Origin of the sequence: Stackebrandtia nassauensis DSM 44728, from assembly GCF_000024545.1 — a bacterium.
GTDB lineage: Bacteria > Actinomycetota > Actinomycetes > Mycobacteriales > Micromonosporaceae > Stackebrandtia > Stackebrandtia nassauensis.
Genome location: NC_013947.1, coordinates 2,579,943 through 2,601,767, shown reverse-complemented (window position 1 = coordinate 2,601,767; position 21,825 = coordinate 2,579,943). Strand labels below are relative to the sequence as shown.

The following is a 21,825-nucleotide window of genomic DNA, read 5'->3' as shown; positions in this document are numbered from 1 at the left end:
CATGACCTGGACGACAATCGCCGCGAACTGGAACCACGGCTGCGCGGTGGAATCGCACGCGCGACCGGCGGTGGACCCCGGGCTCGCCTTCACGGTGCTGCGCACCGCCTGCGAGCCGTACCTGCGGGGAATGCGGCACTACGCGCTGCCCTCGGTGAGTTTCGACGCCGACGGCGAGCTGATATCCGCGCCGGGTGACCGGCTGCCGTCGTCCGGCGATTCCGACCTCGACGGCTACCGGGACCGGCTGTCGTCGCGGGCGGCGAACTGGCGGCTGCGGGCCGTCGAGCCGCTGTTCACCGACTATCGGCTGTGGCACCGGGTCCGCGAGCAACTGACGCCACTGTGGTCGATCGTGGGCATGCCCGTCCTGCCGGTGGCCTCCGAGTTGATCGTCGCCGCCGGTGACGTCGGGTTGTGCGAATCCGAGGCGTCCCACCTGAACCTGGTGTTCGTGCTGGACGGACGCGTAACACTGCTGGACGACGGAACCGAGCAGGAACTGTCCGAAGGGGATGTGGTGCGGATTCCGGCGGCGGGAACCGCCGCGCTGCGCTCCTCGACGGCGAGTCTGTCGCTGCGGCTGCGGATCCCCGTCGACCGGCGACTGCCCACCGCCGACGCGGTGAGGCTGATCAGCCGGGTCGTCGCCGCCGAGGCCGCCGAACTGGACGAACCGGTGCCCGAACTGTCCTTCCCACCACCGACAGACGGCGAGGAACTCAAGCTCCCCGCTGAAACCGTTGCCCCGCAACGACCTCCGCATCGCGCGGACTACCGCGCCGAGGCCGAACGGCTCAGCCGGGTGTGGTGGGCGGGCCGGGCCAGCGCGGCGGGTCTCGATCCGGTTCCCGACCCCGCCGAACCACCACCGCTGCGTCTCGAACAGCGGGTGCGGGCGCGCGTCCCGGTGCTGGTGCTGCCCGGCGAGGAACCGGACCAGCAACTGTGGGCGGTCAACGGTATGGCCTTCAGTGTGGCCGGGCCGACACCGGGATTGGTGCTGGATCGGTTGCGCGGCAACGATTCGGTCGAGGTGGCCGAACTGTGCCGGGACGCCGACGGCCAGGACAACGGCGCCGGGCCGCTGCTGGACCGGTTGCGCGAACTGCGTGCCATCGAGATCGTCGAGGAGACACCATGACCGAAACCTCCGTCGCCGTCGAGGACACTCTCGACTGGGACGTGTTCGCCGAGAAGTACTGGGATCGGGCGCCGGTTCTGTACCGCCGGGTCCCGCGGGCACCGTTCCTCGCCGAGGAGGCGCTGAGCGCGGCGATCACCGCCAGCGCACCCGGTGCCGCCGACGTCATCCCCGACATCGTCCGGCTGACCTGCGAGGGCAGGCGACTGCTGACGGCGCGGGGCCGGGTCCCGTGCGCGTCGGACACCGACTTCGACTCCTACGCGGCGCGGGTCACCACGGCGCTCGACGGCGAGAGGCACGCGCTGGTCATCGCCGGGTTCCATCCGCACAACCCCGACATGTGGGACCGGCAGCGCGCCTTCTTCCATCCGCTGTGGGAACGGGTCGGTTTGCCGATGACGAGCGCCATCACCACGCTGTTCCACGGAAACTACGAGCACTCCCCGGTGGGAGTCCACAAGGATCGGTTCGGCACTTTCATGTACGTCCTGTCCGGACGCAAACGGATGCGGATGTGGCCCCACCGTCCCTGGTCCCACGACGCCAGCACCATCCTCGACTACGCGCGCTACCTCGACACCTCGATCGCCGCCGAGGCCGGGCCCGGTCAGCTGATGTACTGGCCCGCCAGTCACTTCCACGTCGGCGAGACCGTCGGCAGCGAACCGGCGACCAGCGTCAACGTGGGTGTGCCGCGCGAGGGCCGCCGGGTGGAGTTCGAGATGACCGACCTGCTCACCGACCTTCCCGCCTCGGCCCTGACCGACCCCGACGCTTACCTGGAAACCCGGATGCCGCCGATCGACGTCGATCCCTTCGTCGATCCGGCCGACGCCGCCACCGGCCTCCCGCTCGCGCTGCGGCAGGGCATGGACCAAGCGGTGTCCCTGCTGGAGCGGTCCTGGGAGGGTGAGCGCCGACTGGCGGTGACCCTGAACCGGTACACCGCCGGGGGCTTCCGTCCGGTTCCCGATCCCGTGCCCCGGCCGGAGCTGACCGACGCCACCCGGCTGCGGCGCGCGCCCGGCGCGACCGTGCTGTGGGCCCGGGCTGACGACGCCACCGCGCTGTGCTCGGGCAACGGCCACACCGCCTCGGCCCGACCGTCGCCGAAGGCGATCACCGCGCTGCTGGACCGGCTCGACGCGAACGCCACCCCGGCGACGGTCGCCGAGCTGCTGGACGCCGTCGGCGAACCCGAGCGCGAGCACTGCCGGGAGCTGCTCGCCGAGCTGTGCGCCTTCCGGGTTGCAACCGTCGAATGACGTGACCCAGGGCGGTCAGCCGCAGCCCGCGTGTCCGGCGGCGGCGTCGATGTAGGCGTCGGCGACGCCGTCGGCGATACGGGGGTGGGTCGTGGAGTGCGGTTCGCGGTCGTCGCGGATCTCCTTGGCCGCCTCCACATCCGAGGTGGCCTCGGCGATCGCCTCGCACGCGCCCTCGGGGTCGCCGTTGACCTCCCGGACCATGCCGGTCAGCGAGTGCCGCATCGCCGAGACCCACAGTTCGGCCGCGTCGAGCCAGGCCCTGGCCTGTTCGGCGAAGGCCGGGTCGGCCGCGCCCTCGCGGATCACGTCGGGCGCCGCGGCCAGGTCGGCCAGCACCGCGTCGAACCGCTCAGCGGCGGCGTCGTGGTCCCCGGCGTCCCAGGCCTCCCAGAACGCGTCCAGGGCGGCGGCCAGTTCCGGAGCCGGTTCCTGGTGCAGGGTCTCGTCGTACTGGTTGAGATCCGCGAAGCGCCGCAGGGCGTCGACGACCTCCTCCGATCCCCCGGCAGCCTCGGACAACGCCCGCTCCCACGACTCCTCCGCCTGGTAGGACTCGTCGTCCCAGCCGTACTCGCCGAAGGAGTACAGCGCCACCTTGCTGACCTCGGGCTGGTTCATCGGGTTGGAGATGACGCCGCTGACCTCGGCCGACAGGCCGTTCTCGCGTCCGGTGTAGGCGCCAAGCGGGAGCCGTCCGGCGATGTAGTCGTTGACCGGGTAGTTGTCCCAGATCAGGATCTCGTGCCCGAAGACCTCGCGGGCCCGCGCCGCCTGCTCGCGGGTGATGGTCGTGGGGATCACGCCGACGCCGGTCCACATGACGACGACGTCGGAGTGCATGTCGCGCAGGGCTTCCTTGTACGGGGAGTCCTCGTTGTCGAAGTACTCGGTGGGCACCATCTGCATCGGGGCGACGCCGTCCTTGTTCGCGGCCCATTCGGTCTGCACCCGGGTGAGCAGTTCGGCCTGGGCCCGTCCGGCGGCGGCCGGGCCGCTGCCGTACTCCTCGGCGTCGCCGTCGCAGTGCCAGGTGTCGTAGTCGATGTCGTCCAGCGGGATGTTGAACTGCCGCACCCCGAGGTCGTACAGCGAGTCGAACTTCGCGATGAGGGCGTCGTAGTCGTCCTGGGAGGTGTAACAGATCGACAGTCCCGGCGACAGCGCGAACGCGAAGTCCACGTGGTTGGCCTGGGCGCGTTCGACGAGCTCCCCCAGTTCGGCGAGCTTGTCGGCCGGGTAGGGCTCGCGCCACTTCTCCCGGTGGTACGGGTCGTCCTTGGGCGCGTAGGCGTAGGTGTTCATCCGGTGGCTGCCGAGGTAGTCCATCAGGTCGAGCCGCTCAGCGTGGGTCCACGGCGTGCCGTAGAAGCCCTCGATGAGGCCCCGGTAGCGCATGGACGGCTCCTGCCGGATCACCCCGTCGTCCAGGCGGCCCGAGCGGGCGCGCTCCCGCAGCTCCTGCGCGCCGTAGAAGACACCGGCCGCGTCGGCGCCGTCGAGCAGGATCTCGCCCGACTCGACGCGGATCTCGAAGCCCTCGGCGGCGAGTTTCGCATCGGTGTGCCGGGTACCGATGCGCACCACCACATCCGAGGGAAGGTCCGCCAGCGCGTCGCGGGCCACCTTCTCGGCCGCCGGGTCGGAGGCCGGTCCGGTGATCAACCGGTCGGCGTCGTCTCCGGGCAGGGCCAGAGCGGTCGTCACCGAAGCGCCGAGGATGAGCACGACCGCTGCCGTGACGATGAGATGTCTCTGCATTACGCGCACTCTTCCGAAACCCGGCGACGATGTCCAGGCGTGGGCCCGTTCGGTTTTGTTCGGTTTACGTGCCCGCGCGGGCGGCATTCGCTAGGGTTAGCCCGCTGACCAGCTAGAACTCACAGGGAGACCACCATGCCTGACGACCTCACCGAACCGTACGTCGCCGACGACACCACCACCTACGACGGGATGGATGTCGACGGCAGCGACTCGGGCGGGTACGAGCCGCTCCCGGACGACACCACCACCTACGACGGGATGGATGTCGACGGTAGCGACGACAGCAGCGAACTCGAAGGTTACGAGCAGCCGAGCGACACCACGACCTACTAGGTTCGACCCGCCGAAGCGTGTCACCCTTGGGGTGGCACGCTTCTCGAATGTCCGAAGACAGCCTCCCCGCTTCGAAGACGACCAAACCCCGGTTCCGGAAACTGAAGATCACCGGCATCGCGCTGCTGCTGTTGGCCGGTTTCGTCTTCGTCAACAACACGTCCCTGCTGGCCTTCCCCGGCGGCGACGCTCCACAGCTGTTGGCGCACCGCGGCATGTCGCAGACCTTCGACATGTCCGGTGTGGATTCCGACACCTGCACCGCCGAACGCATCAACGAGCCCCGCCACGACTACCTCGAGAACACCATCCGCAGCATGAAGGCGGCCTTCGACGCCGGGGCCGACCAGGTTGAGCTGGACGTCCAGATGACCAAGGACGACCAGTTCGCGGTGTTCCACGACTGGGAACTGGACTGCCGCACCGAAGCCAGCGGCAAGACCCGCGACCTCACCATGGCGCAGCTGCGGAAGCTCGACATCGGCTACGGCTACACCGCCGACGGCGGCAAGACCTTCCCGTTCCGGGGCAAGGGAGTCGGCATGATGCCGTCCCTGGACGAGGTGTTCGACGAGTTCGGGTCACAGGAACTGCTGCTGCACATCAAGAGCGACGACCCCGCCGAGGGCGAACTGCTCGCGAAACGACTGTCCACACTCAGCGACAAGCGACTGCGTGCCATCACCGTGTACGGGGGCGACAAGCCGATCGCGGCGCTGCGGGAGAAGATGCCGAAGCTGCGGGTGATGTCGAAGGCGCTGATGATGGAGTGCCTGGGCTGGTACGAGGGGCTCAGCTGGATCGGCACGGTGCCCGCGTCCTGCCGCAACACCCAGCTGCACATCCCCGAGAGCTACGCGCCGTGGCTGTGGGGCTGGCCGCACCGCTTCGGCGAGCGGATGGCCAGCGTCGGCACCCGGGTGGTGCTGGTGGCCGGGAGCGGAGAGCACTCGGAGGGATTCGACAGTGCCGAATCCCTCCGTCGCATACCCGAGGACTTCACCGGGATGGTGTGGACCAACAGCATCGAGGTGGTCGCACCCCGGTTGTGAGTCTCAGACGTTGAAGCCGAGTGCCCGCAGTTGGTCGCGGCCCTCGTCGGTGATCTTGTCGGGACCCCATGGCGGGATCCACACCCAGTTGATGCGGATGTCGTCGACGAGACCGCCGCCGGGGCCGGTGGTCAGGGCCGAGCGGGTCTGGTCCTCGATGACGTCGGTCAGCGGACAGGCCGCCGAGGTCAGGGTCATGTCGAGGGTGGCGACCCGGTCGTCGTCGACGTGAACGCCGTACAGCAGACCGAGGTCGACGACGTTGATGCCCAGTTCCGGGTCGACGACGTCCTTCATCGCCTCGGTGATGTCCTCGACCGACGCCTTGGGTTTGTCGCTGGTCTTGACGGCGGGCTCGGTCGTCTCGGGCTCGGTCGTTTCGGTTTCAGTCATTGGCTTCTCCAGATGTAGCCTCGGCTGTGGTCTTGGCTCCGGCGCGGATCGCGGCGTCCTTGAACGCCATCCACGACAGCAGTGCGCACTTGACCCGGGCCGGGAACTTCGAGACCCCGGCGAAGGCCACCGCGTCCTCCAGGACGTCCTCGTCGGGCTCGGTCTCGCCCTTGCCGGTCATCAGCCGGGAGAACTCGTCGAGCGCGAACATCGCCTGGTCCACGGACTTGCCGTTGACCAGGTCGTACAGGACGCTGGCCGAGGCCTGCGAGATCGAGCAGCCGACGCTGTCGTAGGACACGTCGGCGACAGTGTCGCCGTCGAGGTGTACCCGCAGCGTGATCTCGTCGCCGCACGTCGGGTTGACGTGGTGCGTCTCGCCCTCGAACGGCTCCCGCAGTCCCTTGCCGTGCGGGGAGCGGTAGTGGTCCAGGATGACCTCCTGGTACAGCTCGTCCAGCATCAACCGAACACCTTCCGTGTCTTCTCCAGCCCGGCCACGAGCGCGTCGATCTCGTCCTGGGTCGTGTAGACATAGAACGACACCCGGGTGGCGGCGGGTATTCCGAAGCGGGCGCACACCGGTTTGGCGCAGTGGTGGCCGACCCGGGCCTGCACGCCCTCGGAGTCCAGTACCTGGCCGACGTCGTGCGGGTGGATGCCCTCCATGTGAAACGAGATACAGCCGCCGCGTCCCACCGGGACCCTCGGGCCGATGATGCGCAGGCCCGGAACCGTCTCCAGTTTGGGCAGTGCGTAGGCGGTCAGTTCCTTCTCGTGCCACTGCACGGCGCGCATGTCCAGGTTGGACAGGTAGTCGACGGCGGCGCCCAGTCCCACGGCCTCGATGATCGGCGGAGTACCGGCTTCGAAGCGTGCCGGGGGTGCGGCGAAGGTCGACTTCTCCATCGTGACGGTGCCGATCATGGAGCCGCCGCCCAAGAACGGCGGCATGACCGACAGCAGTTCGCCCTTGCCCCACAGGACACCGATGCCGGTCGGGCCGCACATCTTGTGTCCGGTGAAGGCGATGAAGTCCACGCCCAGGTCGGCGACGTTCACCGGCAGGTGCGGCACCGACTGCGAGCAGTCCAGCATCACCAGGGCGCCGACCTCGCGGGCGCGCTGCGAGATCCGCGCGACCGGGTTGACCGTACCCAGGATGTTGGACATGTGCACGTAGGACACGATCTTGGTGCGCTCGGTGACCAGTTCTTCCAGGTTCGACTCGTCGAGGCGACCGGCGTCGGTGATGCCGAACCACTTCAGCGTCGCGCCGGTGCGTTCGCACAACAGCTGCCACGGGACGATGTTGGAGTGATGCTCCATCTCGGAGATCACGACCTCGTCGCCGGGGCCGAGCTTGAACCTGGGGTCGCCGCCGCGTTCCAGGCTGGCGGCCAGCATCGAGTAGGCGACCAGGTTGATCGCCTCGGTCGAGTTCTTGGCGAACACGACCTCGTCGACGCTGGGCGCGCCGATGAAGGACGCGACCTTGGCGCGCGCGCCCTCGTAGGCCGTTGTCGACTCGGTGCCCAGGGTGTGGACCGCGCGGGCGATGTTCGCGTTGTGCTGCTCGGCGAAGGAGCTCATCGCGTCGATGACCGCGCGCGGCTTCTGCGAGGTGTTGCCGGAATCCAGGTACACCAGGGGTTTGCCGTTGACCTGGCGCGACAGGATCGGGAAGTCAGCCCGGATCTTGTCGACGTCCAGGTCCGGTACGCCCTCGGGACGAGCCGATACGGCACTCATGACGTCACTCCCCGACCGTGGCCGCGCCAGCACCCGCGACGTAGCGTTCGTAGCCCTCGGACTCCAGCCGCTCCGACAGCTCGGGGCCGCCCTCCTCGACGATCCGGCCGCCGACGAACACGTGCACGAAGTCCGGCTTGATGTAGCGCAGGATCCGGGTGTAGTGCGTGATCAGCAGGACACCGGAGCCGGTCTCGGCCTTGGCGCGGTTGACGCCCTCGGACACGACGCGCAGCGCGTCGATGTCGAGGCCGGAGTCGGTCTCGTCCAGGATGGCCATCTTGGGCTTCAGCAGCTCCAGCTGCATGATCTCGTGGCGCTTCTTCTCACCGCCGGAGAAGCCCTCGTTGACGTTGCGCTGCGCGAAGGAGTCGTCCATCTGCAGGTCGCTCATGGCGCCCTTGAGGTCCTTCATCCAGGTGCGCAGCTTCGGCGCCTCGCCGTCCAGGGCGGTCTTGGCGGTGCGCAGGAAGTTCGACACCGACACGCCGGGCACCTCGACCGGGTACTGCATGGCCAGGAACAGGCCGGCGCGGGCGCGCTCGTCCACCGACATCGCCAGGACGTCCTCACCGTCGAGGGTGACCGAGCCGCCGGTGATGTCGTACTTCGGGTGACCCGCGATCGAGTAGGCCAGAGTGGACTTGCCGGACCCGTTGGGGCCCATGATGGCGTGAGTCTCACCGGAGTTGATCGTCAGGTCGACGCCCTTGAGGATCTCCTTGACCTCGCCCTCACCGGTGTTCACCGACACGTGGAGGTCGCGAATGGAAAGTGTGCTCATTGAAGAATTTCTCCCGATCTAGTTAACTTCTTGGGGGCAAGGCCGAGGTACACGTCGCCGTCGCGGATCTCCACGGGGTAGGTGTCCACCGGAACCGTTGCCGGAAGGCCGGTGGGCTTGCCCGTGCGCAGGTCGAACCGCGATCCGTGCAGCCAACATTCGAGCGTGCAGTCCTCGACGTCGCCCTCGGACAGCGCGACCGCCGCGTGCGAGCATTCGTCGTAGATGGCGAAGACGCCCTCGGTCGTGTTGACAAGCGCGATGGGCGTGCCGTCGATCTCGGCACGCACCGGTTCGTCGACCGGCAGCTCGGCTTGCGCACACACGCGCACGAATCCGTCCTCCGTCATGCGTCCACCCTGTCCAGCCGGCGTTCGATGGCGTCGTGCAGCCGCTCGCGCAGCGACTCCACCGGGACCTGCCGCAGCAGGTCGTCGAAGAAGCCGCGCACCACCAGCCGCCGCGCCTCATCCTCGGGGATGCCGCGTGACTGCAGGTAGAACAGCTGCTCGTCGTCGAAGCGGCCGGTCGCCGAGGCGTGTCCGGCCGAGACGATCTCACCGGTCTCGATCTCCAGGTTCGGCACCGAGTCGGCGCGGGCCCCGTCGGAGAGCACCAGGTTGCGGTTGATCTCGTAGGTCTCGGTTCCGGTCGCCACGTCCTGGATCAGGACGTCACCGACCCACACGGTGTGGGCGTCGGCGTCCTGCAGGGCGCCCTTGTAGTTGACGTTGCTGCGGCAGTCGGGCACACCATGGTCAACGAGCTGACGGTGTTCCAGATGCTGTCCGCCCTCGGCGAAGTACAGACCGTAGGCGTCGATCGAGGCGTTCGGACCGGCGAACTCGGCCGACAGGTACTGGCGCACCAGGTCACCGCCGAGTGTGACGGCCACGTGCTTGAGCGAGGCGTCACGGCCGATGCGGGCCTTCTGGTGCTGCAACTGGACCGAGTCGCGGTCCCAGTCGGCGATGCTGACCACGGTCAGGTGCGCGTTGGCACCGACGTTGATCTCGACGTTGTCGGCCAGTGTGGCCGAACCGGTGTGGTCGAGGATCACGGTCACCTCGGCCGACTCCCCCACGTCGATGAAGGTGTGGCCGTAGGACGCGCCGTCGGCGCCCTTGCCCTTGACCTCGACGACCACCGGCACGTGCACGACCTTGTTGCGGTCGACCGCGATCATGAGGGCCTCGGAGGCGGAGGTGAACGCCTGGGCGCTGACCCGGTCGAACGGGGTCAGCACCGAGCCGATCCGCTTGTCCGCCTTGGTGACGGTCTCGACGGTGACACCCTCGCAGGCGGCGCTGAGCTCGTGCTTCGGCGCGGCGGTGGCGGGCTCGGCACTGGAGTCGTGCAGGCCCCGCAGGCGGCGCAGCGGCGTGAACCGCCAGTCCTCCTCGCGGCCGTTCAGCTTCGGGAAGTCGGCGACGTCGAAGGATCGCAGCAGCTGCGACTTCGTCTTGGGCGGAACGATCTCCGGCGGCGTGGCGCCGTGGGAATGCGGGCGCGCCATGGCTTCAGTGGTCAACGGTGGTCTCTTCTCTCCTACTTGTCGTGTGAGCGTCCGGTCAGGGTTAGCCGACCGCGCCTTCCATCTGAAGTTCGATCAGCCGGTTGAGCTCCAGCGCGTACTCCATCGGCAGTTCCTTGGCGATCGGCTCGATGAAGCCGCGCACGATCATGGCCATCGCCTCGTCCTCGGTGAGGCCGCGGCTCATCAGGTAGAACAGCTGGTCGTCCGAGATCTTCGAGACCGTGGCCTCGTGTCCCATCTGGACGTCGTCCTCGCGGACGTCGACGTAGGGGTAGGTGTCGGAGCGCGAGATGGTGTCGACCAGCAGCGCGTCGCACTTGACCGTGGACTTCGAGTGGTGCGAGCCCTCGTTGACCTGCACCAGACCCCGGTAGGAGGTGCGGCCGCCGCCCCGGGCGATCGACCTGGAGATGATCGACGAGGACGTGTGCGGCGCGGCGTGCGTCATCTTGGCGCCCGCGTCCTGGTGCTGGCCCTCACCGGCCATGGCCACGGAGAGCACCTCGCCCTTGGCGTGCTCGCCGGTCATGACGACGGCGGGGTACTTCATGGTGACCTTGGAGCCGAGGTTGCCGTCGACCCACTCCATGGTGGCGCCCTCTTCGGCGACGGCCCGCTTGGTGACCAGGTTGTAGACGTTGTTCGACCAGTTCTGGATGGTCGTGTAGCGGCACCGGCCGCCCTTCTTGACGATGATCTCCACGACCGCCGAGTGCAGCGAGTCGGAGGAGTAGATCGGGGCGGTGCAGCCCTCGACGTAGTGCACGTAGGCGCCCTCGTCGACGATGATCAGGGTCCGCTCGAACTGGCCCATGTTCTCGGTGTTGATGCGGAAGTACGCCTGCAGCGGGATGTCCACGTGCACGCCCTTGGGGACGTAGATGAACGAGCCGCCGCTCCACACCGCGGTGTTCAGGGATGCGAACTTGTTGTCCCCCACCGGGATGACCGAGCCGAAGTACTCCTGGAAGATCTCCGGGTGCTCCTTGAGCGCGGTGTCGGTGTCCAGGAACAGGACGCCCTTCTCCTCGAGGTCGTCGCGGATCTTGTGGTAGACCACTTCGGACTCGTACTGGGCGGCCACACCCGCGACCAGCCGCTGCTTCTCCGCCTCGGGGATGCCCAGCTTGTCGTAGGTGTTCTTGATGTCCTCGGGCAGGTCCTCCCAGGAGGCGGCCTGCTTCTCGGTGGAACGCACGAAGTACTTGATGTTGTCGAAGTCGATGCCGCTCAGGTCGGCGCCCCAGCCCGGCATGGGCTTCTTGCCGAACAGCTTCAGACCCTTCAGGCGCAGGTCGAGCATCCACTGTGGCTCGTCCTTCTTGGCGGAGATGTCCCGCACGACCGCCTCGGACAGTCCGCGCTGCGCGGCGGCCCCGGCCGCGTCGGAGTCGGCCCAGCCGTACTCGTACTTCTCGAGCGTGGCCAGGGTCTCCTCCTGGCTCAGCGGAGCGGCCTTGGTGGTGTCGGTCATGATGTCCTCACCTGTCGTGGTTTGTCGATGATGGGCAAAGTCGTCGCCCCGCGCGCGGGGCCCGGGATGTAGGTGGTGCAGACCCCGTCGCCGTTGGCGATGGTGGCCAGTCGCTGCACGTGGTGCCCCACCAGCCGCGAGATCACGGCGGTCTCGGCCTCGCACAGCTGCGGGAACTCCGCGGCGACGTGTGAGACCGGGCAGTGGTGCTGGCACAGCTGTCCGCCCCCGGCGATGACGTTGGTGGTGGCCGCGTAGCCCTCCGCCGACAGCGCCTCGGCCAGGGCCGCGGCGCGCGCCAACGGGTCGTCCTCGGTGCCGTCGATGGCGGTGCGGCAGCGTTCCTCCAGCCGGGAGACCTGTTCGGCGGCGAATGCGGCCACCGCGGCCGGGCCGCCGTGCTGGTAGATCCAGCGCAGCGCCTGAGTGGCCAGGTCATCGTAGTGGTGGCCGAAACTGTCGCGCGCGGCGGCGGTGAGCCGGTAGGTGCGCGCGGGACGGCCGCGGCCGCGGCCGGGAGCCGATGCGTCGGGCTCCTGGAAGTCGACCAGCCCTTCGGCGGTCATGGCGTCGAGGTGTTTGCGCACCGCGACCTGGGAGATTCCCAGCGCGTCGGCCAGGTCCCGGGCCGTGGTGTTGCCGTTTTCGAGCAGCAGCCGAGCGACCCGCTGACGGGTGTCCCCGTCCGGGGTGGCGCAGCCGGTGGGCTGCCGGGTCGCTTGGTATTCCACAACCCCAGTGTTGCTTATTTCGGTCGGGCACGCCAACCCGGGGTGGGTGACCTGGGGCACTTCCGCCGCATATTATGCGGGTGCGCGCCGGCGCGCACGCCTGGGACCTCGGGCAGTGACGTATCTATCCCGCCGCGGCGCGCCGCCGGATCCGGACATCGCACACCACGTACATCGCCACGGCGATCCACACGAGGACGTACGGCCCCAGGCCCGCCTCACCGACGGTCTCGTGCATCCCGAACACCCCGATGAGGAACTGGATGGTGGGGGTGAGGAACTGGAGCATGCCGACGGCCGTCAGCGGGATCCGGGTGGCGGCGAAACCGAACAGCAGCAGCGGCACCGCCGTGGCCAGGCCGCTGGAGGCCAGCAGCAGGCTGTGGCCGGTGTCGGCCCCGAAGTGTCCGGTGCCCTGCGCGGACAGGAACACCAGGAACGCCGCCGCGGGCAGGACGAGCGTCGCGGTCTCCACGGCGAGCGACTCCATGGCCGGGAGGTTCGCCTGTTTCTTGGCCAGGCCGTAGCAGCCGAAGGTGCCCGCCAGCGCCAGCGCGATCCAGGGCGGGCTGCCCGCCGCGATCGCCAGCCACAGCACGCCGCTCCCGGCGATGGCGATGGCGGCCCACTGGGCGCGGTGCAGCCGTTCGCGCAGCAGCAGCGTGCCCAGCAGCGTGCTGAACAGCGGGTTGATGTAGTAGCCCAGGGCGGCCTCGACGACGTGGTTGTTGTTGACGGCCCAGATGTAGAAGCCCCAGTTCGCGCCGACCAGGCATCCGGCGGCGACCAGGTAGTACAGCGCTTTTCGGTTGCCGCGCAGGGTCTTGAACGCCTTGCGGCCGGAGGTGACGGCCAGCAGCGCCACCACGAACAGCAGCGACCACACGATCCGGTGGGCCAGGATCTCCAGGGCCCCGGCGGGTTCCAGCAGCGGCCAGTACAGCGCCAGCAGTCCGAACAGGACGTAGGCGCCGCTGCCTGCGGCCATTCCGGCGGCGTGGGAGACGATGCCGTCGCCGGGGGCGGCGGGCGTGGTGCGGGAGTCGGTGCGGGTGCTCATGTCCGGGCCGCTTTGAACCGGGAACGCCACCACATCCGCAGGTCGTGGCTGGGGCCGCGATCCCGGGTGAGGTAGTTGCGGCCGCGTTTGGGCTGCGGGTGCGCGGGCAGTGCGTGACCGGCCTCCAGCCGCCGCAGGTGCCGCACCAGCCGGTTGATGGCGATCTTCTCCGAGCGGCAGTACAGGTGCTCGGCGGTCTCGCCGCCGTGGACGGGCGGGCGGACGACCTCGATGAGGTCACCGGCGTCGACTCCGGCGTTGACGTGGTGGATCGTGACGCCGACCTTGTCGGGTTCGCCGTTGTACAGCGCGAAGAACACGCAGTGGTTGCCCTTGTAGTCGGGCAGGAATCCACCGTGGAGGTTGACGATGGGGGCTCCCGCCGCCGCCAGGACGTCGTTCTTGAGGATCGAGCAGCCGATCACCACGGTCACGTCGGCGGCGGCGCGGCGCAATCCGGTGACCACGGGTTCGGAGTTGACGGCGGGCACGGTCTCCACGGTGGACGGCAGTGCCGGTCCGTGACGGAAGTACTCGCGGCGGTAGCGGTCCTTGCCGCTCCAGCGGCGTCGCAGGTCGTGGTAACGGTTGTAGAAGTAGTTGCGGTAGCGGCGGTTGGTCCACATGCGGCGCACCTTCTCGCCGCCGGGTTCCACCGCGACGAAGACGACGTCGAAGGCCGAGCGCAGTGTCCACTCCAGATAGCGGTGGTGGTGGTCGTCGGCGCGCAGGATCGCCACCCGCAGTCGGCTCATGGTGTCTCTCCCGTTTCGGCGAGTGCGACGCGCACGGCGTCGCGTCCGGCCTCGGCGGCGGTGGCGGCGTCGGCGGTGGTCTCGCCGATCGCGATGACGTAGCCGAGCCGGTCCCGGAACGAGTGGTGTCGAGCGCGGTCCTCGCCGGGTCGCGCGATCATCGCGACCTCCACGACGCCGGGGGTTTCCCAGGCGTTGTCGACACCGTCGACGGCGGTGATGGTGCCGTCCCGGTCCAGGACCAGGAACCGGATGGCGGCGTGGTGTCCGGCGAGGTCCTCGGGGCGGGCGGGCGCACCCGAGGCCCCGGCCACCACGGCGGTGATGAGGTCGAAGCCGGTGGCGAGCTTGACCAGCTGCGGGATCATGCCCCCGGCCAGCCGGGGGTTGACCTCGATGAGCACGGGACCGTCCGCGCCGTAGCGCAGTTCGACGTGGGCGGGGCCGGTCAGCAGGTCGAGGGCGGCGACGGCGGCGCGGGCGGACGCGGCGATCGCCGCGTCGCGGTCCGGCGGCAGGGCGGCCGGGAAGTCGTGTCCGGTCTCGACGAAGAACGGCGGTCGGCCCAGGTGTTTGGCGGTGATGCCGACGACCTCACCGTCGAGCAGTTCCACCGAGTACTCGGGGCCGTCGACGCGTTCCTGGACCAGTACCCGTGGTTCGATCGGGGCGCCGCGTTCGTTGTGGCGCTTGGCAAGCAGCGTCGCGGCCCAGTCGGCGGCCTCCCGGGGGTCGGCGCAGGCGCGCACTCCCTCGGAGCCCGAGCCCAGGCAGGGTTTGACGACCACGTCGCCGCCCAGTTCCTTCGCGGCGGTCTCGGCTGCCTCGGCGGTGGCGCATTCGGCGTAGCGGGGCACGGCGACGGCGCCGTCCAGGGCCTTGAGCTGCGCGGTCTTGTCACGGCAGCGTTCGATGGCCTCGGGTGCCGGGCCGGGGAGCCCGAACTCGGCGGCCAGTCGGGCCGCGGCGGCCACGAAGTACTCGCTGCTGGACAGCACCGCCGCGATCGGCGCCTGTTTGTCGAGTCCGACGCATACGGCGTGCACGTCGGCGGGATCGGAGGTGTCCACTGTGATGCACTCCAGGCCGTCCTCGATCACGTACGGGTAGCGGGACGGGTCGGCGGCCAGCAGCACCGGACGCAGTCCGAGGGCGCGTCCGCTGGAGGCGAAGAGACGGCCGGTGCCGGTGGTGTTGCTCTCCACGAGCACCAGCTGGGCGGAGTTCACGGTTGTCCTCCAGGGTGGGTTCCGGTTTCGATGAGCGCGGCGACGGCCTCGGCGAGTTCGGTGCGGCGGGCCCGCAGCCGTTCGCCCCAGTCCAGGTGGGACGCCGCGTGCCGCGTCCAGGCGGTGCGCAGTGACTCGTACTGCCGGTCAAGGGATTTGGGGCCGGGCCCGCCGCCGTACTCGGTCTGCTCGACGACGTCGGTCGGCGAGGGCGAGGTGGGCGGCGGGCCGTCGGTTCCGGCGGCCCGGACGAGGTCACCGATGCGGTGATGGGCCTGCCGGAACGGCACGCCGTCGCGGACCAGGCGGTTGGCCATGGCGGTGGCTGTGGTCCAGCCATCCCGCGCCCACTGGGCCATCCGTCCGGTCACCGGCTCCCCGGCCCCCACCAGGAGCCTGGACAGCACGACGGCGTCCAATGTGGCTGTGAGGCCGGTCCACAGTCCGCTGACACCCTCAGTGCCGACCTCGATCGAGTTGGTGAACGGGGTTCCCTTGGCGGCCATGACGAGTGTCTGCGCGGCGGCGGACACCACGGCGGGTTTGGCCTTGATGTGCTCCAGCAGGAACACGTTGCGCTTCTGCGGCATGATCGAGCTGATGCCGACCTGGTCGTCGGGGAACCACAGCAGCCCGAACTCCTGGGTGCTCCACAGTTGCAGGTCGGTGGCGAGCCTGCTGGTGGTCAGCGACAGCGACGTGGCCGCGAACAGTGCCCGCAGCGCGGTGTCGCGCGAGGCCACCGCGTCGATGCTGTTGGGAGCGGTGGCGTCGAATCCCAGCAGGTGCGCCACCCGTTCGGTGTCCAGCGGCAGGTCGGTGCCGCCGACGCCGCAGGCGCCCAGCGGGCTGGTGCCCAGTCCGGCCGCCGCCTGGGACAGGGCGGTGAGGTCCCGGTCCAGGGCGGTGGCGATGCCCAGCAGGTAGTGGCCGTAGGTGACCGGCACGGCGGGTTGGTAGTGGGTGTACACCGGCATGACGACGCCGCCGTACCGCAGCGCCCGCGACAGCAGGATCGCTTGCAGCCGAAGGGTTTCGCCGGTCAGTTGCCGTAGCCGTTCGCGCAGCCGCAGCGACAGCACCGCCACCTTGAGGTCGTTGCGGGACCGGCCGGTGTGGAGGCTGCCGCCCGCCTCGGCGCCGATGGTGTCGCTGAGGTGGCTCTCGTACAGCATGAACAGGCCCCGGGGTGCCTCGCGGCCGCGCAGCGGCGCGAAGTCGCAGGAGCGCAGGGCCGTGATGTGCGCCAGCAGTGCCCGCACCCGGTCGGCCGGGATCAGGCCGCGTTCGGCGAGCGCGACGCAGTGCGCCATGTCCACTTCGGAGATGGGGCCGAGTTCGGCGTCGATGTCGGCGTCGACGGTCTCGCCGAACACGATGCGCCGCGCGGTGGCCGTCAGCGTGCTGGTCACGCGGCCGGTGTTGTGCATCAGCGGGCTCCGTTCGCGGCGAGGACCTCGGCCAGTTGCCTTCGGCCCCAGTCGAACCGGGACCAGGCGCCGACGCCGTCGCCCGGGGTGGCGACGGTGTCGGGTTCCGACGAGACGGGGCCGTCGAGTCCGCGTTCGGCGATCCAGTGTGGGTTGTAGACGGTGTCCTGGTAGCGGTAGCCCTCGTCGGGGCACATGATGACCGTGGTGGCGTCCGGGTTGGCGTTGGCCCACCAGCGTCCGACGTGGAAGGCCGCGCCGCTGGTGGGGCCGGTGAACAGGGCGTGGCCGCGCAGCAGTCGCCGGGAGGCGGCGTAGGCGTCGGCCTCACCGATCCAGTGCACCTCGTCGAAGACGCCGTGGTCGACGTTGGCGGGCATCAGGCTGTTGCCGAGGCCGCGCAGGCCACGGTGGCCGTCGGCCTGACCGAAGATGACACTGTGGTGGGTGTCGACGGCGATCGCCCGCATGTCACCGAAGGCGGTGCGCAGGTGGCGGGTGGTGCCGCACATCGAACCGCCCGACCCGATGGGGCCGACGAGGCAGTCGACCTGTCCGACGGACTCGGCGATCACCTCGGCGACGTACGAATAGGACAGCGGATTGTCGGGGTTGGCGTACTGGTCCGGGCAGTACGAGTCCGGGTGCTGCGCGCGGATCTCGGCGACCCGGTCGAGCCGGGCCTGCTGGATGCCGCCGTGTTTCGCGGGTTCGGTGACGATCTCCACCTGGGCGCCCATGCCCTCCAGCCGGTCCCGCAGCCGCTTGTCGATCGCCGGGTCGCCGACGAGGATCAGCTGGTGTCCCGACAGCGCGGTCTGCATCGCCAGTCCCAGGCCGAAGGTGCCCGAGGTGGTCTCCACGATGACGGTGTCGGTGCCCAGCTCGCCGCGTTTGGCGGCCGAGGACAGGATGTACCAGGCGGGCAGCAGCTTCATCAGCGAGAAGACCACCCCGTACGTCCGGGGCCCCAGGCACACGATCCGGGGCAGCCGTTGTGCCTCACCGATGTCGGCGAACGCGAAGTGCTTCATCAGCGACCGTCCTTAACGGAGTGCGAGTGGAACACCCACGGGTCCTCGAAGCCGCGTTTGCGCAGGATCCGCTGGCAGTCCTCGGCGCGGCTGACGGCTCCGGGAACCGAGCCGTCGAAGAGGATCCCGGCGACGGTGCCGCTGTGCGACACCTGGATGCCGAGCCCGCCGGTCTCGCGGGCGATGGTGCTCAGGTTGTCGAACTCCCGGGTCGGCAGGTAGCGCTGGTTGATGCGGGCGCTGGCCTCGGCGACCTTGGCCAGAAGGGACACCGAGCCCGTGGACAGGCCGTGCCGCAACAGTCCCAGCAGACAGCGGAACTCGCCGATCTCGGCGGCGGTGTGTTCGGGGGGCCGGAAGCCGAGGGTGTCGACCCCGCCCCGGTCGGGGTCGGTGTCGCAGCCGACGACGACGATGTGCGGCAGCAGCCGGTTGAAGGATTCCAGGACGTGCCCGCAGCGGTGCGCGAACAGGACGACCTGGGAGTCCAGCATCACCGAGTCGGAGGCGCCCTCGGCTTCGACGGCCAGCCGGGCCAGGTCGGCGGCGGTCACCGGCAGCGCGTAACAGTCGGCGACGGCCCGCAGGGCGGCGGTGACGTCGCTTGTGGATGAACCCAGCCCGAGTCCCGGCTGGGCTCCGGCCCCGTGGATCACCAGTTCGCCCGACGCGGTGGGCAGGTACCGGCTCAGTATCAGTTCGGCCGCGGCGGCGGCCTTGCGTTTCCAGGCCGGTTTCACCGTGACCCGTCCGGGTGCGCCCGGACCGGGATGGAAATACGCGTGAGTCACCAGGCCCGGCAGTGGAAGGGTGACCAGCGCCCGGTGGCGCAGGCCGTCGGAGTCCTCGAACGTGCCCTGTAGCAGCTCGCCGTGGTGTCCGATGGACTGTCCGTGACCGAAACGGCGGCCGACGAGGGGTTGGTGGAGGGGGAAGGTGTCGAAGGGTGCGCGGCGAGCGTCGTCGGTGACGTCGCACGTTGCCATCAAGCTAGTCATCACGTCCTCTGACTGGGAGAGTGCGAACCAGAAGTCAGTCGCTCCTGGACTGGGCTCGAAGTAGCGGTGGGAATGTTGTCGGGTTGGGAGTGGGGCCGGGAACGGGTCGCGACACTGACCGCGAGGGTCACGGCGATGTTGACGAGCAGCGCGGCCAGGCCCAGGTTGACGCTGCTCCATGGTGGACCGATGTTCGGGAAGGCGCTGCCGAGCGTGCTGGAGGCCGATACGGCGGTGGTGGTGACGCTCAGGACGATGACGACGGCGACGCCGGTGGTGATTCCGGCGATCACTCCGGCCCGGGTGGGGCTGGGGCCCGGCAGCAGGGCGCCGACCAGTGCCGGGAGCAGTTGGGTGACCAGGGCGTAGCCCAGTAGCAGCAGGGTGACCACGGTCTTGCCCTCGCCGACGGCGACGGCGAACCCGGCCAGGGCGATGACCGGCACCGCGTTGCGCGCCAGGCGGTTCAGTTGGCTGGCGGGGGCGTCGGGGCGCCAGGCCCGGAAGAAGACCCGGGCGATGGTGGTGGCCATCGCGATGAGGATGACCGCGCCGGGCACCAGTGCGGCCAACAGGCCGGCGACGCTGACCAGTCCCATGAGCCAGTCGTCGAAGGTGGCCGAGGACAGTCGCAGCAGCGCCAGGTCGGTCTCGTCGGCGCCGAGCCCGGGAATCCTGACCACGGCGGCGAAGCCGACGAACAGGACGAAGAGCAGCAGCAGGCTGTAGATCGGCGAGACGGTGGCGTTGACGCGGAAGACCCGGGCGTCCTTGGCGGTCAGGGCGGCGCCCATGGTGTGCGGCCAGATGAAGAAACCCAGTGACATCAACAGGACCGTGGTGCTGAACCAGGTCGGCGACAGTCCGTCGGCGGGCAGGGTCAGGTGTTCGGGGTTGATTTCCTGGATCTGCCGGAACATCTCGCCGTAGCCGCCGAAGTAGTGCAGCGGCAGGTATATGCCCAGGAACAGCACGATGCCGAGGGTGAGCAGGTCCTTGGCCACGGCCGTCCACGCCGAGCCGCGGATGCCGGAGATCATGACGTACAGGCACAGCACGACGGTGCCGACGATCATGGCCAGGGTGGGAGACACCGCGCCGCCCGAGGTGTGCGAGACGATCGCTCCCAGGCCGCGCAGTTGCCCGGCGAGGTACGGCACCAGGGCGGCGACCGCGACGACGCCGACGACGACACCGACAAGGCGGCTGGCGTACAGGTGCTCGTACAGCTCCACAGCGGACACCAGTTTGTGGCGCTGGGCGTACCGCCACACCGGGGGAAGCAGCCAGTAGGAGATCACATAGGCCAGACACGCGTAGGCCATGATGTGGACGGCGGGACCGCCGAGGCTGTAGGCGTATCCGCTGGTGCCCAGGAAGGTGACCGTCGTGTAGATCTCCCCCGCCATCAGCAGGAACACGAACAGGCTGCCGAAGCCGCGTCCGGCGATCGACCATTCCTCGAGGTTGGCGTCGCGGCCGCGTCGGGCCAGTATCGCCAGCACCAGGACCGCGACGCAGGCGACCGTGACCGCGATCAGCTGCGGGCTCATACGGCATCACGTCCCGCGTCGGCGGCCGATGTCTCGCGGGCCTTGCGTTCGGCGCGGTCGTCGAGCCAGGTCAACAGCCCCATCAGCACGGCGCACATCACGACCCAGAACGCGACGTAGAAGACGATGAACGGCAGGCCCAGCACGTACGGGGTGGCGCGGTTGGCGAAGTGGATGCCCACCAGCAGGCCGATGAACGGCAGGCTGGTGATCGCGATGCGCAGCTTCACGGGGATTCACCCGCCTCGGGGTGAAGCGGTTCGGCGCCGGGACGGCACAGGGCGACGACGGCGTCGGCCAGTACCCGGGCGCCGTTGACGATGCCGCTTTCGTCCAGTGTGAACTTCGGATGGTGGTGGGGCGCGTTGTCGGCGTCGGGGGTTCCGGCCCCGACCAGCAGGTAGGCGCCGGGCACCCGCTGCTGGTAGTACGAGAAGTCGTCGCCGCCCATGACCGGCGGGATCGACACCAGCGCGGCCTCGCCGAGCTGGCGGCGGACCGAGTCGGCCAGCAGCGCCGTCACCTTCTCGTCATTGTGGACGACCGGTGGCCCGAAGCGGATCTCGGTGGCGGACTTGGCCTCGTGGGCCCGCGCGACCCCGTCGACGATGTCCTTGAGCCGTTCGACGACCCAGGCGCGCACCTCCTCGTCGAGGGTGCGGATGGTGCCGTACACCGACGCGTCGCCGGGCACCACGTTGGGCGCGCCGCCGGTGTGGATGCCGGTGACGGACACGACCAGCGGGTTGAGGGGGTCGGACGTGCGCGACACCAGGTGCTGGATGTTGGTGACGATCTGGGCGGCCACCGCGACCGGATCGATGGTCTGGTGCGGCATCCCGGCGTGCCCGCTCTTGCCGGTGACGGTGATGTCGAAGTAGTCGGTGCTGGCCATCACCGGGCCCGGGCGCACGCTCACCTTCCCGGCCTCCAGCGGCACCCACAGGTGTTGGCCGAGCACCACGTCGGCATCCTCCAGCACCCCCGATTCAATGGTGTCGAGCGCGCCGGAGGGCACCTGCTCCTCACCGTGCTGGAAGATGAACCGGATCTCGCCGGTCAGCGACTCCCGCATGCGCTGGAGTGCTTGGGCGACACCAAGCATGGCCGCGATATGTCCATCGTGGCCACACGCGTGCATGACGCCGTCGACGTGGGAGGCGTATTCGAGCCCGGTGTCCTCCCGCACGGCGAGGGCGTCGATGTCGGCGCGCAGGGCGACCACCGCGCCGGGGCGGCCGGTGCGCAGCACGCCCATGGCGCTGGTCTCGTTGGGAGAGCTGACTTCCAGGCCGAAGTCGTGCAACAGCCGCCGGATGTACCGGGCGGTGTCGTGCTCCTCGAAGGACAGTTCGGGGTGGCGGTGCAGGTGACGACGCCAGGCTATGAGATCCGGTGTCAGGTCCGCTATCGCCGCTGAGCACCGCCGAAACAGCGCGTCGGGATCGTCGTGGGGTTCGGGTCCGGAAGGGGGTGTCACGACCGCGGTCGCGTCCGGGAAGGCATCGGGGCTATTCATGTCGCCTCCAGTGAA

General features: G+C 69.3%; 22 protein-coding genes. 4 read left to right on the top strand and 18 right to left on the bottom strand.

Annotated elements, in window-relative coordinates; genetic code table 11:
* Position 1 precedes the first annotated feature (1 nt).
* Both SNAS_RS12095 and SNAS_RS12090 read left to right on the top strand, forming a co-directional pair.
* Positions 2-1,144 (top strand): cupin domain-containing protein, encoded by a 1,143-nt coding sequence (locus tag SNAS_RS12095; protein ID WP_013017707.1) that lies wholly within the window; start codon positions 2-4, stop codon positions 1,142-1,144.
* Positions 1,141-2,412 carry a cupin domain-containing protein gene (locus tag SNAS_RS12090; protein WP_013017706.1) on the top strand — a complete coding sequence of 424 codons (1,272 nt, stop codon included), beginning with the start codon at positions 1,141-1,143 and terminating at the stop codon, positions 2,410-2,412. The genes SNAS_RS12095 and SNAS_RS12090 overlap by 4 nt, the downstream gene beginning before the upstream one ends.
* A 15-nt stretch (positions 2,413-2,427) precedes the next feature.
* Here SNAS_RS12090 and SNAS_RS12085 read toward each other — a convergent pair whose 3' ends face one another.
* Positions 2,428-4,173 (bottom strand): protein O-GlcNAcase, encoded by a 1,746-nt coding sequence (locus tag SNAS_RS12085; protein WP_013017705.1) that lies wholly within the window; start codon positions 4,171-4,173, stop codon positions 2,428-2,430.
* Between the two features lie 135 nt (positions 4,174-4,308).
* Between SNAS_RS12085 and SNAS_RS12080 the strand changes: the two genes are divergently transcribed.
* Positions 4,309-4,509, top strand: coding sequence for a hypothetical protein (locus tag SNAS_RS12080; RefSeq protein WP_013017704.1), 201 nt, complete (start codon positions 4,309-4,311; stop codon positions 4,507-4,509).
* 47 nt (positions 4,510-4,556) lie between these two features.
* Complete coding sequence (locus tag SNAS_RS12075) at positions 4,557-5,561, top strand: glycerophosphodiester phosphodiesterase family protein (RefSeq protein ID WP_013017703.1); 1,005 nt, start codon at positions 4,557-4,559, stop codon at positions 5,559-5,561.
* Between the two features lie 3 nt (positions 5,562-5,564).
* Here SNAS_RS12075 and SNAS_RS12070 read toward each other — a convergent pair whose 3' ends face one another.
* The 17 genes from SNAS_RS12070 to SNAS_RS11990 all read right to left on the bottom strand — a co-directional run bounded on the left by SNAS_RS12070 (position 5,565) and on the right by SNAS_RS11990 (position 21,810).
* Positions 5,565-5,954: a metal-sulfur cluster assembly factor gene (locus tag SNAS_RS12070; RefSeq protein ID WP_013017702.1), complete on the bottom strand. Its 390-nt coding sequence runs from the start codon at positions 5,952-5,954 to the stop codon at positions 5,565-5,567.
* Positions 5,947-6,417: a Fe-S cluster assembly sulfur transfer protein SufU gene (sufU, locus tag SNAS_RS12065; RefSeq protein ID WP_013017701.1), complete on the bottom strand. Its 471-nt coding sequence runs from the start codon at positions 6,415-6,417 to the stop codon at positions 5,947-5,949. Before sufU ends, SNAS_RS12070 begins: the two co-directional genes overlap by 8 nt.
* Positions 6,417-7,706, bottom strand: a complete 1,290-nt coding sequence (locus SNAS_RS12060) for a cysteine desulfurase (protein WP_013017700.1) — start codon at positions 7,704-7,706, stop codon at positions 6,417-6,419. The genes sufU and SNAS_RS12060 overlap by 1 nt, the downstream gene beginning before the upstream one ends.
* Before the next feature lie 4 nt (positions 7,707-7,710).
* The gene (gene sufC, locus SNAS_RS12055) at positions 7,711-8,490 is read right to left on the bottom strand and encodes a Fe-S cluster assembly ATPase SufC (RefSeq protein ID WP_013017699.1); all 780 of its coding nucleotides are present in this window, start codon (positions 8,488-8,490) and stop codon (positions 7,711-7,713) included.
* A complete protein-coding gene (locus SNAS_RS12050) occupies positions 8,487-8,840 on the bottom strand; it encodes a non-heme iron oxygenase ferredoxin subunit (RefSeq protein ID WP_013017698.1) in 354 nt (117 codons plus the stop codon). Before SNAS_RS12050 ends, sufC begins: the two co-directional genes overlap by 4 nt.
* On the bottom strand, positions 8,837-10,006 hold the full coding sequence (gene sufD / locus SNAS_RS12045; RefSeq protein ID WP_013017697.1) for a Fe-S cluster assembly protein SufD: 1,170 nt from the start codon (positions 10,004-10,006) through the stop codon (positions 8,837-8,839). The genes SNAS_RS12050 and sufD overlap by 4 nt, the downstream gene beginning before the upstream one ends.
* A gap of 61 nt (positions 10,007-10,067) precedes the next feature.
* A complete protein-coding gene (gene sufB / locus SNAS_RS12040; RefSeq protein ID WP_013017696.1) occupies positions 10,068-11,501 on the bottom strand; it encodes a Fe-S cluster assembly protein SufB in 1,434 nt (477 codons plus the stop codon).
* Positions 11,498-12,232, bottom strand: coding sequence for a helix-turn-helix transcriptional regulator (locus tag SNAS_RS12035; protein WP_013017695.1), 735 nt, complete (start codon positions 12,230-12,232; stop codon positions 11,498-11,500). The genes sufB and SNAS_RS12035 overlap by 4 nt, the downstream gene beginning before the upstream one ends.
* Before the next feature lie 124 nt (positions 12,233-12,356).
* Complete coding sequence (gene rarD / locus SNAS_RS12030; protein ID WP_013017694.1) at positions 12,357-13,292, bottom strand: EamA family transporter RarD; 936 nt, start codon at positions 13,290-13,292, stop codon at positions 12,357-12,359.
* Positions 13,289-14,047, bottom strand: a complete 759-nt coding sequence (locus SNAS_RS12025; protein ID WP_013017693.1) for a formyl transferase — start codon at positions 14,045-14,047, stop codon at positions 13,289-13,291. Before SNAS_RS12025 ends, rarD begins: the two co-directional genes overlap by 4 nt.
* The gene (locus SNAS_RS12020; RefSeq protein WP_013017692.1) at positions 14,044-15,276 is read right to left on the bottom strand and encodes an ATP-grasp domain-containing protein; all 1,233 of its coding nucleotides are present in this window, start codon (positions 15,274-15,276) and stop codon (positions 14,044-14,046) included. Before SNAS_RS12020 ends, SNAS_RS12025 begins: the two co-directional genes overlap by 4 nt.
* Positions 15,273-16,706, bottom strand: coding sequence for an argininosuccinate lyase (locus SNAS_RS12015; RefSeq protein ID WP_013017691.1), 1,434 nt, complete (start codon positions 16,704-16,706; stop codon positions 15,273-15,275). The genes SNAS_RS12020 and SNAS_RS12015 overlap by 4 nt, the downstream gene beginning before the upstream one ends.
* Positions 16,706-17,740 (bottom strand): cysteine synthase family protein, encoded by a 1,035-nt coding sequence (locus tag SNAS_RS12010; RefSeq protein WP_013017690.1) that lies wholly within the window; start codon positions 17,738-17,740, stop codon positions 16,706-16,708. Before SNAS_RS12010 ends, SNAS_RS12015 begins: the two co-directional genes overlap by 1 nt.
* Positions 17,740-18,726 (bottom strand): GHMP family kinase ATP-binding protein, encoded by a 987-nt coding sequence (locus SNAS_RS12005; protein WP_169313877.1) that lies wholly within the window; start codon positions 18,724-18,726, stop codon positions 17,740-17,742. The genes SNAS_RS12010 and SNAS_RS12005 overlap by 1 nt, the downstream gene beginning before the upstream one ends.
* 11 nt (positions 18,727-18,737) lie before the next feature.
* Positions 18,738-20,291 (bottom strand): sodium:solute symporter family protein, encoded by a 1,554-nt coding sequence (locus SNAS_RS12000; protein ID WP_013017688.1) that lies wholly within the window; start codon positions 20,289-20,291, stop codon positions 18,738-18,740.
* Positions 20,288-20,521, bottom strand: coding sequence for a DUF3311 domain-containing protein (locus SNAS_RS11995; RefSeq protein WP_013017687.1), 234 nt, complete (start codon positions 20,519-20,521; stop codon positions 20,288-20,290). The genes SNAS_RS12000 and SNAS_RS11995 overlap by 4 nt, the downstream gene beginning before the upstream one ends.
* Positions 20,518-21,810, bottom strand: a complete 1,293-nt coding sequence (locus SNAS_RS11990) for a M20 metallopeptidase family protein (protein WP_013017686.1) — start codon at positions 21,808-21,810, stop codon at positions 20,518-20,520. The genes SNAS_RS11995 and SNAS_RS11990 overlap by 4 nt, the downstream gene beginning before the upstream one ends.
* Between the last annotated feature and the right edge of the window lie 15 nt (positions 21,811-21,825).

What these genes read in the sequence shown, in the direction of transcription:
- rarD (WP_013017694.1), bottom strand. Translation starts at nt 13,292, where the DNA reads ATGAGCACCCGCACCGACTCCCGCACCACGCCCGCCGCCCCCGGCGAC.
- SNAS_RS12025 (WP_013017693.1), bottom strand. Translation starts at nt 14,047, where the DNA reads ATGAGCCGACTGCGGGTGGCGATCCTGCGCGCCGACGACCACCACCAC.
- SNAS_RS12085 (WP_013017705.1), bottom strand. Translation starts at nt 4,173, where the DNA reads ATGCAGAGACATCTCATCGTCACGGCAGCGGTCGTGCTCATCCTCGGC.
- SNAS_RS12060 (WP_013017700.1), bottom strand. Translation starts at nt 7,706, where the DNA reads ATGAGTGCCGTATCGGCTCGTCCCGAGGGCGTACCGGACCTGGACGTC.
- sufU (WP_013017701.1), bottom strand. Translation starts at nt 6,417, where the DNA reads ATGCTGGACGAGCTGTACCAGGAGGTCATCCTGGACCACTACCGCTCC.
- SNAS_RS12015 (WP_013017691.1), bottom strand. Translation starts at nt 16,706, where the DNA reads ATGCACAACACCGGCCGCGTGACCAGCACGCTGACGGCCACCGCGCGG.
- SNAS_RS12000 (WP_013017688.1), bottom strand. Translation starts at nt 20,291, where the DNA reads ATGAGCCCGCAGCTGATCGCGGTCACGGTCGCCTGCGTCGCGGTCCTG.
- SNAS_RS12075 (WP_013017703.1), top strand. Translation starts at nt 4,557, where the DNA reads ATGTCCGAAGACAGCCTCCCCGCTTCGAAGACGACCAAACCCCGGTTC.
- SNAS_RS12090 (WP_013017706.1), top strand. Translation starts at nt 1,141, where the DNA reads ATGACCGAAACCTCCGTCGCCGTCGAGGACACTCTCGACTGGGACGTG.
- sufB (WP_013017696.1), bottom strand. Translation starts at nt 11,501, where the DNA reads ATGACCGACACCACCAAGGCCGCTCCGCTGAGCCAGGAGGAGACCCTG.
- SNAS_RS12095 (WP_013017707.1), top strand. Translation starts at nt 2, where the DNA reads ATGACCTGGACGACAATCGCCGCGAACTGGAACCACGGCTGCGCGGTG.
- SNAS_RS12005 (WP_169313877.1), bottom strand. Translation starts at nt 18,726, where the DNA reads ATGGCAACGTGCGACGTCACCGACGACGCTCGCCGCGCACCCTTCGAC.
- SNAS_RS12010 (WP_013017690.1), bottom strand. Translation starts at nt 17,740, where the DNA reads ATGAAGCACTTCGCGTTCGCCGACATCGGTGAGGCACAACGGCTGCCC.
- SNAS_RS12070 (WP_013017702.1), bottom strand. Translation starts at nt 5,954, where the DNA reads ATGACTGAAACCGAAACGACCGAGCCCGAGACGACCGAGCCCGCCGTC.
- SNAS_RS12050 (WP_013017698.1), bottom strand. Translation starts at nt 8,840, where the DNA reads ATGACGGAGGACGGATTCGTGCGCGTGTGTGCGCAAGCCGAGCTGCCG.
- SNAS_RS11990 (WP_013017686.1), bottom strand. Translation starts at nt 21,810, where the DNA reads ATGAATAGCCCCGATGCCTTCCCGGACGCGACCGCGGTCGTGACACCC.
- sufC (WP_013017699.1), bottom strand. Translation starts at nt 8,490, where the DNA reads ATGAGCACACTTTCCATTCGCGACCTCCACGTGTCGGTGAACACCGGT.
- sufD (WP_013017697.1), bottom strand. Translation starts at nt 10,006, where the DNA reads ATGGCGCGCCCGCATTCCCACGGCGCCACGCCGCCGGAGATCGTTCCG.
- SNAS_RS12080 (WP_013017704.1), top strand. Translation starts at nt 4,309, where the DNA reads ATGCCTGACGACCTCACCGAACCGTACGTCGCCGACGACACCACCACC.